Below are 11,232 nucleotides of genomic sequence, written 5' to 3' on the forward strand. Positions count from 1 at the left end.
AAATGTTCTGAAAGGGCCGGGTATTCTCCCGGCCCTTTTTTGCATTTACATTGCGGCAAAGCCGGTTTACCGCTACCTTAACCCCATTCTGTTGAGTTCCTGACGGCCGAGCATCGCCACATTGAAATATCTTGCCTCTTTTCATACAACCCTGAAGGTTTCACGTTATTTGTTCAGAGCGCTGGCGGTATTGCTGTGGCTCCTGATTGCGTTTGTCTCTGTGTTCTATATTGTCAATGCGCTGCATGAGCGGGAGGCCGAGATCCATCAGGAGCTTAATCTCAATGCCGATCAGGCCCAGCGCTTTATTCAGCGTACGGCGGACGTGATTAAAGAGCTGAAATATGTCGCCGGCAACCGGCTGTCAGCGGGGGAGTCTGCGTCGGCCGGGCAAAGCAGCGATATTGCAGTACCTAACTTTGATCCCCTGTACCCCGATTCTGACTGTAGCGCGATGAGCGCCACCTGGCGTAATTCATTGCAGTCCCTGGCGTGGTTTATGCGCTACTGGCGGGACAATTTTACCGCTGCCTACGATCTGAACCGCATCTTTCTCATCGGTAGCGATAATCTCTGTATGGCCAACTTTGGCCTGCGTGATGTGCCGATTGAGCGCGATCAGGCGCTGAAAGTCCTGCATCAGCGCATCGAGCAATATCGCCATGCGCCACAAAATGAGCGCGGTAATAACCTGTTCTGGATAAGCCAGGGCGTTCGCCCCGGCGTGGGGTATTTTTATGCCCTGACCCCGGTCTATATGGCCAATCGTCTGCAGGCGATGCTCGGCGTTGAACAGACCATCCGCATGGATAGCTTCTTTACGCCCGGCAGTCTGCCGATGAGCGTGACGATCTTTGACGATAATGGCCAACCGCTGATTTCGCTGGCCGGTGCGGAAGGCAAAATTCAGAGCGAAGCGAAGTGGATGCAGGAGCGGATGTGGTTCGGCTACAGCGCGGGCTTCCGCGAGCTGGTGCTGAAAAAAAGCCTGGCGCCGTCCTCCTTGAGCATTGTCTATTCCGTCTCGGTAGACCAGGTGCTGGAGCGGATCCGCATGCTGATCATCAACGCCATCATTCTCAATATTCTGACCGGGGCGCTGCTGTTCGCGCTGGCGCGGATGTATGAGCGGCGTATTTTTATCCCGGCGGAAAATGACGCTCAGCGGCTGGAAGAGCATGAACAGTTCAACCGTAAAATCGTGGCCTCGGCCCCGGTGGGGATCTGTATTCTGCGCACCGTCGACGGCACCAATATTCTCAGTAACGAGCTGGCGCACAACTACCTGAACATGCTGACTCACGAGGACCGGCAGCGGCTGACGCAGATCATCTGCGGCCAGCAGGTTAACTTTGTCGATGTGCTGACCAGCAACCATACCAACCTGCAGATTAGCTTTGTCCATTCGCGTTATCGCAATGAAAACGTGGCGATCTGCGTGCTGGTGGACGTGTCCGCCCGCGTGAAAATGGAGGAGTCGCTGCAGGAGATGGCCCAGGCGGCAGAGCAGGCCAGTCAGTCGAAATCGATGTTCCTGGCCACCGTCAGCCACGAGCTGCGTACCCCGCTATACGGCATCATCGGTAACCTCGATCTGCTGCAGACGAAGGCCCTGCCGAAGGGCGTTGATCGTCTGGTGACGGCGATGAACAACTCCTCCAGCCTGTTGCTGAAAATCATCAGCGATATCCTCGACTTCTCAAAAATCGAGTCCGAGCAGCTGAAGATCGAGCCGCGGGAGTTTTCCCCACGCGAGGTCATGAACCATATCTCCGCTAACTATCTGCCGCTGGTGGTGCGCAAGCAGCTGGGACTGTACTGTTTCATCGAACCAAATGTGCCGGAGCAGATGTCCGGCGACCCGATGCGCCTGCAGCAGGTGATTTCTAACCTGCTGAGCAATGCGATCAAGTTCACCGACACCGGCTGCATTATCCTGCATGTTCAGTGCGCGGGGGATTATCTGCAGATTAGCGTCCGCGATACAGGCGAGGGGATCCCGGCGAAAGAGGTGTTGCGCCTCTTCGATCCCTTCTTCCAGGTGGGGACCGGCGTTCAGCGAAACTTCCAGGGGACCGGCCTTGGCCTGGCGATCTGTGAAAAGCTGATCAGCATGATGGATGGCGATATTGCCGTGGAAACGGAGCCGGGGATGGGCAGCCGCTTTACCATCCGTATTCCTCTGTATGGCGTGCGCAATACCTCGTCCGTATCGGCAGACGGTTTTGCAGGCAAGACCTGCTGGCTGGCGATCCACAATACCTCGCTGGCGATGTTCGTGACGTCGCTGCTGAGCCATCACGGTCTCACGGTACGCCCCCATGCTGGGGAAACGCCGAGCGCTGACGATGTTTTACTGACTGACGATGAAGCGCTGAGCGGCTGGCAGGGAAGGGCGATGGTCATTTTCTGCCGTCGTCATATCGGTATCCCGCAGGAGCGAGCCGCCGGCGAGTGGCTGCACAGCGTGACGACGCCGCATGAGCTGCTGCCGCTGCTGGGCCGTATTTTCCACGTTGCGCTCGCCAGCGCGGAAAACAGCCAGGCGCTGATGGCGCCGGAGGCCCAGGCTGGCAATAACGACGACATGATGATCCTTGTGGTCGACGATCACCCGATCAACCGCCGCCTGCTGGCGGATCAGCTGGGATCGCTTGGTTACCAGTGCGTGACGGCGAATGACGGGGTCGATGCGCTCAATGTTCTCAGCAAGCAGCATATTGATATCGTGCTCAGCGACGTCAACATGCCCAATATGGATGGGTATCGCCTGACGCAGCGCATTCGCCAGCTCGGGTTGACGCTGCCGGTCATCGGCGTAACGGCTAATGCTCTGGCGGAAGAAAAGCAGCGCTGTCTGGAGTCGGGGATGGATAGCTGCCTGTCCAAGCCGGTTACGCTGGATGTGCTGAAGCAAACGCTGACGGTGTATGCGGCGCGCGTGCGTAAAGGGCGGGAATAAAAGAGGCACTCCGTCTCGCCGGCGCGAGACGGAGAAAGCAAGGGATTACTCTTTGTCCGTCGTGCTCAGGGAGACGGAAGAGAGGTAGTTCAGCAGGGCGATGTCGTTTTCGACGCCCAGTTTCATCATCGCCGATTTTTTCTGGCTACTGATGGTTTTGATGCTGCGGTTGAGCTTTTTGGCGATCTCGGTCACCAGGAAGCCTTCGGCGAACAGACGCAGCACTTCGCTCTCTTTTGGCGACAGGCGTTTGTCGCCATAGCCGCTGGCGCTGATTTTTTCCAGCAGGCGGGAGACGCTTTCCGGCGTGAATTTCTTCCCTTTCTGCAATGCGGCCAGCGCTTTTGGCAGATCGGTCGGCGCACCTTGCTTGAGGACGATCCCTTCGATGTCCAGATCCAGCACCGCGCTGAGGATCGCCGGGTTGTTGTTCATGGTCAGAACAATGATCGACAGGTCCGGGAAGTGGCGCTTAATGTATTTGATAAGCGTGATCCCATCGCCGTATTTATCACCGGGCATGGACAGGTCGGTAATCAACACATGCGCGTCCAGCTTCGGTAGATTGTTGATAAGGGCCGTGGAGTCTTCAAACTCGCCAACGACGTTCACCCACTCAATTTGCTCAAGTGACTTACGAATACCGAACAGTACGATCGGATGGTCATCGGCAATAATTACGTTCATAGTGTTCATGTATAAGGCTACCTTCTACAGCAAGCTCTTGACGTAAGTGTCAATGTCGCTGATATATTTTTCTATGCCTTGCGCATCCTTTTCGCGAATCAGATGCTCAAGCGTTTCACATAACTGCTTGCCGGGTATCAGATTAAGCATAGCAAATGCCCCTTTGAGGCGGTGGGCGGTTTGCGCCAGAGCAGCAAAATCACCCGCTTCGATTTCAGTATACAATCTCTGAACATCATCCGGTACCGTATCGGCGAACAGTGCGTAATAGCCGCTGGCATGGAGTTCGGCGTTACTCTCGTTTCCTGAGGTGACGGGTTGAACCGCTTCCTCAGCCAGCTGCTGCTCAATAAGCTGCAGGATAGCCTCCTGCATTGCCGTGCTAATATTAAAGTTGACCCGCAATTGGCCCGGGCCGATCTTGCGTATCCCGACCTCATCATCGCTTAAAAGCAAGCCTGAAGCAGTAAGATTAGACGGATTATCCGTTAAATAAAGATCAAATGCTTGACTTGTCGCCCGGTCGTCCGGCGTGATGCAGGACGCCCCCCAGCTTTCCAGCTGGCGGGTAACAATCCGCCGCACTTCGCTGGAGGTGACATCCAGCAGGACAATCACGTCATCCAGCAGATGTTCGCCCGCCTCTGGCGCCTCTTCGCTGGCCGGCATTTTCAGATGCAGGGTATAGCGGGTTCCCAGCGACTCTCGCGTTTTAATCGTCAGTTGCCCGCCGAGCTTGCGCATCATGCGGTCGCACAGCCAGAAGGTGAGGGCGTTCGCTTTGCCGTACAGGTCGCTCTGGGTCTCGTTGAGATACGGGAAGTGCATATTGTCGATCTCGTTGGTCGAGACGCCATTGCCGGTGTCCAGAATGCGGAAGATCAGTCGATCGCCCGCCGATTCATCCTGGCAAACGTCGAGGGTGATCTTGCCAATAGGCGTGGTGGTGACCGAATACTGGATCAGCAGCACCAGCGTGCGCCGAAGCGCTTCACGGTCGCCGTAGCGCTGCTCGCCGGCCGGGAGCGCATTATTAATTAGCAGCTGCAGACCTTTGCGCTTCATCGCCGGCAGTACCTCCGGCACAACGTCATCGATCAGTTCCTGAACGGAGAACAGCGCCTGGCTGGTTTTCCAGGCATCACTTTCCAGCAAATTAGCGAGCTGAATGTCGTCGACCAGTTTGACCAGCTCATCGGCATGCTGCGCCAGCGTGCGGTGCTCCGCGCTGTTAAGCGCCGCCGCTTCTGCCGCCAGGCTCAGGGCGGGCTGCTTCAGGGCGCTGCCGATGTGCTGCATAAAGGCCGCCCGGCCCTGCTGGTTCTTCTCATACAAGCGCTGGGCCTGCTTGAGCTTTTTATTAACCAGCACTTCGCGGTCCTGGTCGCGGATAATCAGAATTTGGGTGCGCGGCGCCACCTGACTGCGGTACTGGCGGATTTCATACTGTTCATTGTTGACGGTGGCCTGGATCACCCCCTGGTGCTGGTCCGCCATGTTGGTAATGTTCTGCAGATTCAGGTGCGGAAGCAGATGATCGGCAATAGGGTTGCTGATAACCGTGCGGTTGGCTTCCTGATCGTGGACCAGCAGCCCCAGCGGTAGCAAAGAAACAATCTCTTCATTGATAGCGCGCAGCAAACGCAGTTCGCTGTTGGCGGCGGAGGGTAGCCCGGCGCCAGACGAATGGCTGCGTCCTTTATAGTGGCGAAAGGTGGTAAAGCCAAACAGCGCCAGCGCCAGCAGACCAATGTTGAGCAGCAGCGGCAGGAGAATATTTTGCAGCGATTCCAGCAGCATAGTGCTCATCGGTACCCTCCAGAGCAACTGCATACCGGTGGTGCTGATGTCGGTGGCGATTTCGACCTGCATGCCGTTAAAGGTGATCCCGATGTGGTCGGCGCTCTCTTTATCCGGCGTCGTCGCGAGATTTTGCGACGGATCGGGCTCGATACGGAAGCTGTCTATCGTCATGCCCGGTGGGATAAGATCGTTAATCGGCAGGTCAAAAGCGACCACCGTAGCCAGATGCCCGGGCTGGTTGAAGGTGGTGCGAAGGGTAAAGTAGTGCGCGTTCTGCCAGGCGAGATGGCGCAACGGCGAGAAGGTTTCGCGCTCATCAAGCGTATTGGCCTGCAGCAGCATCTCCGCGCGCCGTGACTCCACGACGCTACCGATGGTTGACTCTTTCACGCTTGAGGAGAGGTCCTTTAACGGCAGGGTGGAGACCAGAATCAGGCTATTGTCCAGACCGTTAAGATAATACATCGACCACGGGATGGTCTCCGCGCCCCACAAGATATCGAGATAATCGGACATTTTCTGCGTCATCTCGAGCGTCGAGCTGTCGTGGGAGCCGAAGATCAACGCTTCAGTTTTACGCCGGGGCTTCTCAAGGTAGTAAACGTCCTGCTTTAGCCGCGTCTCCTGCAGGCCACCGCTCGCGGCGTTGGCAGAGGTGGCGGCGATATTGTCATAGATTTGCCAGGTAGCGTAGCGCCAGGCGTCAATACGCTGGTGCAAGGCGTGGGTCACATCAACAACCTGATAGCTTTTCTCTTTCAGCCAGGCATTGACGGCGCTCTGAATCATCACCCCCATCGTCGCCAGCAGGACAATAACCATCAAAATAAAGAAGCGGCTGATGTTGCCGGGGATCAGGGAGAATTTTTTCGGGGTCATCTTGTGACTGAACGACTCATCATTGTTTGTAAACAGGATGTAGCGCCAGAGTAACTGGCAACACAGTAAGTGCCCATGCAGTATAAAGGCTAATGACGCAAATCTACACCACAGAATGGTGTTAGCCCTGTTTTGTCATCCAGGAATTATCTTAGAGACGCGCTGAAAATGAAATCGTCCGGCGAAGGCTGACGGAGGGCGATATTGGCAACGAAGCGGGGGAGAAATCGCACGAAATAACAAGACATTGGCGGAATAAGGGAGATTTACAGACTAATTGATTGATTAATAGTCGTTAGGGAATCATTTGTTGTAGCACAGTTAAATTAAAGTTGTGTAAAGAAGGGTAAAAAAAACCGGATGCGAGGCATCCGGTTGAAATAGGGGTAAACAGACATTCAGAACTGAATGACGGTAATAAATAAAGTTAATGATGATAGCGAGTCATATTTTAGTCGCCAATGATGATTTTGTTTTACCATTCAGTGCTATACGATTAACGAGTTTTATCTAATTGATTATAAACGCCTAAATATTTTTTTTGATTATTGATGCGTATTTCCCTGACCGTTTTGGGGTGAAAAAAGTTCCGCTGAATTTACAAATTGAAACATCTTGTGGGAACATTGAAACATCTTAGAAGTTTTAGTATCATATTCTTGTTGGATTATTCTGCATTTTGCAGCACAATGAAATAGCCGACTGATTAGAAGGGTAATCAGTAAGCAGTGGCATAATAAAAGGCATATAACAAACAGAGGGTTAATAACATGAAAGTTAAAGTACTGTCCCTCCTGGTACCGGCTCTGCTGGTAGCAGGCGCAGCAAATGCGGCTGAAATTTATAACAAAGACGGCAACAAATTAGACCTGTACGGTAAAATCGACGGTCTGCACTACTTCTCTGACGACAAGAGCGTCGACGGCGACCAGACCTACATGCGTGTAGGCGTGAAAGGCGAAACCCAGATCAACGACCAGCTGACCGGTTACGGCCAGTGGGAATACAACGTTCAGGCGAACAACACTGAAAGCTCCAGCGATCAGGCATGGACTCGTCTGGCATTCGCCGGTCTGAAATTTGGCGACGCGGGCTCTTTCGACTACGGTCGTAACTACGGCGTAGTCTACGACGTAACGTCCTGGACCGACGTTCTGCCGGAATTCGGCGGCGACACCTACGGTTCTGACAACTTCCTGCAGTCCCGTGCTAACGGCGTGGCAACCTACCGTAACTCTGACTTCTTCGGTCTGGTTGACGGCCTGAACTTTGCTCTGCAGTATCAGGGTAAAAACGGCAGCGTCAGCGGTGAAGGTACTTCTCCGACCAACAACGGTCGTGGCGCTCTGAAACAGAACGGCGACGGCTTCGGTACCTCTCTGACTTATGACATTTATGATGGCATCAGCGCTGGTTTCGCGTACTCTCATTCCAAACGTAACGGCGATCAGAACCGTTTGGATAAAGGCCGTGGTGACAACGCTGAAACCTACACCGGTGGTCTGAAATACGACGCCAACAACGTTTACCTGGCGACTCAGTACACCCAGACCTACAACGCAACTCGTTTCAGCGGCAACGGAGAGTCTGACTCTATTAGCGGTTTTGCTAACAAAGCACAGAACTTCGAAGTGGTTGCTCAGTACCAGTTCGACTTCGGTCTGCGTCCGTCCGTGGCGTACCTGCAGTCTAAAGGTAAGGACATCGAAGGCTACGGCGACCAGGACCTCCTGAAATATGTTGACGTTGGCGCGACCTACTACTTCAACAAAAACATGTCCACCTATGTTGACTACAAAATCAACCTGCTGGATGAAAACGACTTCACTCGTCGCGCTGGTATCTCTACCGACGACGTGGTTGCACTGGGCCTGGTTTACCAGTTCTAAGTTGCAAGCTGCATAACAAAAAGGCGCCTCTGGCGCCTTTTTTTATGTCTGGTTTAACCTCGCTGGTATACTCTTGTCGCCCTGGTAAGAGGAGCCTCGATTAATGGATATGACTTTCTTTCGCGCCGCGCTGCTGGGCGCCTGCGTTTTGCTTTCTGGCTGCGATTCAGCTACCCCCCCTGCAACCCCGACCTCGACGGCCACTGTGCTGGATGGCAAAACGATGGGCACCTTCTGGCGGGTCAGCGTGATTGGCGTCGATGAAGCAAAAGCCCAGGCATTGCGCACCAGGGTTCAGGCCCAGCTGGATGCCGACGATCGCCTGCTGTCGACCTGGAAAAACGACTCGGCGCTGATGCGTTTCAACCACGCGGCGGATACCCGTCCCTGGCCGGTGAGCGAAGCGATGGCGGATATCGTGACCCTGTCGCTGCGGATTGGCGCCAAAACGCACGGCGCGATGGATATCACCGTGGGGCCGCTGGTCAATCTGTGGGGCTTTGGCCCGGATAAGCAGCCGGTCACCACCCCCGACGCGCAGGCGATTGCCGCAGCGAAAGCACGCACCGGCCTGCAGCATCTGCAGGTTATCAATCAGAGCGGCAGGCAGTTCCTGCAAAAAGATATTCCCGATCTGTTTGTCGATCTCTCCACCGTGGGGGAAGGCTATGCCGCCGATCACCTTGCGCGATTGATGGAGCAGGAGGGGATCTCCCGCTATCTGGTGTCGGTGGGCGGGGCGCTGGTCAGCCGCGGGATGAACGGCGAAGGCAAGCCCTGGCGGGTGGCAATCCAGAAGCCGACCGATCGGGAAAACGCCGTCCAGGCGATTGTCGACATCAATGGCCACGGCATCAGCACCTCCGGCAGCTATCGCAACTATTATGAACTCGATGGCAAACGCATCTCCCACGTTATCGATCCGCAGACCGGGCAGCCGATAACCCATAAACTGGTCTCTGTCACCGTCATTGCGCCAACGGCGCTGGAGGCGGATGGTTGGGATACCGGACTGATGGTGCTGGGGCCGGAAAAAGCGCAGCAGGTGGTGCGCGAGCAGGGGCTGGCGGTCTATATGATCGTTAAAGAGGGTGAGGGGTTTAAAACCTGGATGTCGCCGCAGTTCCGCACTTTCCTCGTCGGCGAGAAAAATTAAAAAGCAAGATTGCGGTTTTTTTGCCGCGGGCTTCGCCGCAGACTGAGGATACACTTACAGCTGGAGACCCGTCATGAAACCGATAGTTATCGATACCGATGACCGCCGCTGGCAGGCGGTCTGCGAACGTGATACCCGGGCCGACGGTCAGTTTGTCTTTGCGGTACTGACTACCGGCATCTGCTGCCGCCCTTCCTGTCGCTCGCGGCGCGCGCGGCGGGAAAACGTGCGCTTTTTTGCCGACGTTGCCTCCGCCGTGGCGGCGGGGTTCCGCCCCTGCAAACGCTGCCAGCCGGATAAAGACGATCCGCAGCAGCAAAGGGTCGACAAAGTGGCGCAGGCCTGCCGGTTACTGGAGCAGGACGCCCCCCTGACCCTTGAGGCGCTGGCCCACCAGCTGGCGGTGAGTCCGTTTCATTTCCACCGTTTGTTTAAATCCGTCACCGGTATGACCCCCAAAGGCTGGCAGCAGGCGTGGCGGGCGCGGCGTCTGCGGGAAGCGCTGGAGCAGGGAAGTACGGTGACCCGCGCCGCGCTGGCCGCTGGTTTTCCCGACAGCAGTAGCTATTATCGCCAGGCCGATGCCGCATTAGGGATGACCGCCAGCCAGTTCCGCCGCGGCGGCGCCACTACCGTGGTGACCTGGACGACGGGCGACTGCACGCTGGGTCGCTGCCTGGTGGCGCACAGCGAACGCGGCGTCTGTGCGGTGCTGCCGGGTGATAACGATGCGGTATTGCTCGACGACCTGCGCCGGCGCTTCCCTAATGCCGAGCTGCGTGAAGGTGACCCTGAGTTTCGCCGCCAGATGGCCGAGATTTTCGCCCACCTTGACGACAGCCGACGGCCGGTATCGCTGCCGCTGGATCTGCAGGGCACCGCATTTCAGCTGCAGGTCTGGCAGGCGCTGCGACAGATCCCGGTGGGCGAGACCCGCAGCTACCGCCAGGTAGCGGAACAGATGGGGCAGCCGCGGGCGGTAAGAGCGGTGGCCGGCGCCTGCGCGGCGAATACGCTGGCGGTGATCGTTCCCTGTCACCGGGTGGTGCGTGAAGATGGCGCCCTGTCAGGTTATCGTTGGGGAATAGAGCGAAAAGCGCAGCTACTGGCGCGCGAGGCCCAACATGAGGAGGAGTAATGCTCGATCTGTTTAGCGATACCCCACCGTGGCAGGAGCCGCTGGCCCCCGGCGCGGTGGTGCTCCGGTGCTTTGCCCGCGAGCGCGCCCCGGCGCTGCTGCAGGCGATTGCCGACGTCGCCCGTCAGTCGCCGTTTCGCCAGATGGTGACGCCTGGCGGGTACACCATGTCGGTCGCTGTGACCAACTGCGGCCCTCTGGGCTGGACCACCGATCGTCACGGCTATCTGTACGCGCCCGTCGATCCGCTAACCGACAATCCCTGGCCGTCGATGCCTGCCGTATTCCGTGAACTGGCGCTTGAGGCCGCCGCGGCCGGCGGCTATCCGGGCTTTTCCCCCGATGCCTGTCTGATTAACCACTATCAGCCGGGCGCCAAACTGTCGTTGCATCAGGATAAGGACGAACAGGATCTGCGGGCGCCGATCGTCTCGGTCTCGTTAGGTCTGCCCGCTGTCTTTCAGTTTGGTGGTCTGCAGCGAAGCGACCCGCTGCAGCGGCTGCTGCTGGAGCATGGCGATGTGGTGGTTTGGGGCGGGGCATCGCGTCTGTTTTATCATGGTATTCAGCCGCTGAAAGCGGGGCATCATCCGGAAACGGGCGACTGTCGTTACAACCTTACCTTTCGTCTGGCGGGGCGTTCCCGCGATTAAAATAAGAATTATTCTTGATGTCACCGTCGAGCCGTTTAAACTGCTCGCTGTTTTGCTTTTGCGGA

General features: G+C 56.4%; 7 protein-coding genes. 5 read left to right on the forward strand and 2 right to left on the reverse strand.

From position 1 onward, the window contains the following. The first annotated feature begins 121 nt into the window (after positions 1 to 121). Positions 122 to 2,962, forward strand: a complete 2,841-nt coding sequence (gene rcsC, locus ACKLKD_RS04235; protein ID WP_025711607.1) for a two-component system sensor histidine kinase RcsC — start codon at positions 122 to 124, stop codon at positions 2,960 to 2,962. Positions 2,963 to 3,007: 45 nt separating this feature from the next. Here the strand turns inward: rcsC and rcsB are convergent, their stop codons facing one another. Both rcsB and rcsD read right to left on the reverse strand, forming a co-directional pair. Beyond that, a complete protein-coding gene (gene rcsB, locus ACKLKD_RS04240; RefSeq protein ID WP_025711608.1) occupies positions 3,008 to 3,658 on the reverse strand; it encodes a response regulator transcription factor RcsB in 651 nt (216 codons plus the stop codon). 15 nt (positions 3,659 to 3,673) lie between these two features. Further along, entirely contained in the window at positions 3,674 to 6,331 is a 2,658-nt protein-coding gene (gene rcsD / locus ACKLKD_RS04245; protein ID WP_080896923.1) for a phosphotransferase RcsD, read from the reverse strand. 770 nt (positions 6,332 to 7,101) lie between these two features. Here rcsD and ompK36 point away from each other — a divergent pair. The 4 genes from ompK36 (at position 7,102) to alkB (ending at position 11,167) form a co-directional block, all read left to right on the forward strand. Next, positions 7,102 to 8,220, forward strand: coding sequence for a porin OmpK36 (ompK36, locus tag ACKLKD_RS04250; protein WP_025711611.1), 1,119 nt, complete (start codon positions 7,102 to 7,104; stop codon positions 8,218 to 8,220). Between the two features lie 103 nt (positions 8,221 to 8,323). Next, positions 8,324 to 9,376 (forward strand): FAD:protein FMN transferase ApbE, encoded by a 1,053-nt coding sequence (apbE, locus tag ACKLKD_RS04255; protein WP_025711612.1) that lies wholly within the window; start codon positions 8,324 to 8,326, stop codon positions 9,374 to 9,376. Positions 9,377 to 9,449: 73 nt separating this feature from the next. Further along, positions 9,450 to 10,514 carry a bifunctional DNA-binding transcriptional regulator/O6-methylguanine-DNA methyltransferase Ada gene (gene ada, locus ACKLKD_RS04260; protein ID WP_025711613.1) on the forward strand — a complete coding sequence of 355 codons (1,065 nt, stop codon included), beginning with the start codon at positions 9,450 to 9,452 and terminating at the stop codon, positions 10,512 to 10,514. After that, positions 10,514 to 11,167: a DNA oxidative demethylase AlkB gene (gene alkB / locus ACKLKD_RS04265; protein ID WP_087806189.1), complete on the forward strand. Its 654-nt coding sequence runs from the start codon at positions 10,514 to 10,516 to the stop codon at positions 11,165 to 11,167. The genes ada and alkB overlap by 1 nt, the downstream gene beginning before the upstream one ends. Positions 11,168 to 11,232 lie beyond the last annotated feature (65 nt).

It is taken from the genome of Klebsiella sp. 10982 (genome assembly GCF_048589245.1).
In the GTDB taxonomy this organism is placed as follows: domain Bacteria; phylum Pseudomonadota; class Gammaproteobacteria; order Enterobacterales; family Enterobacteriaceae; genus Klebsiella; species Klebsiella quasivariicola.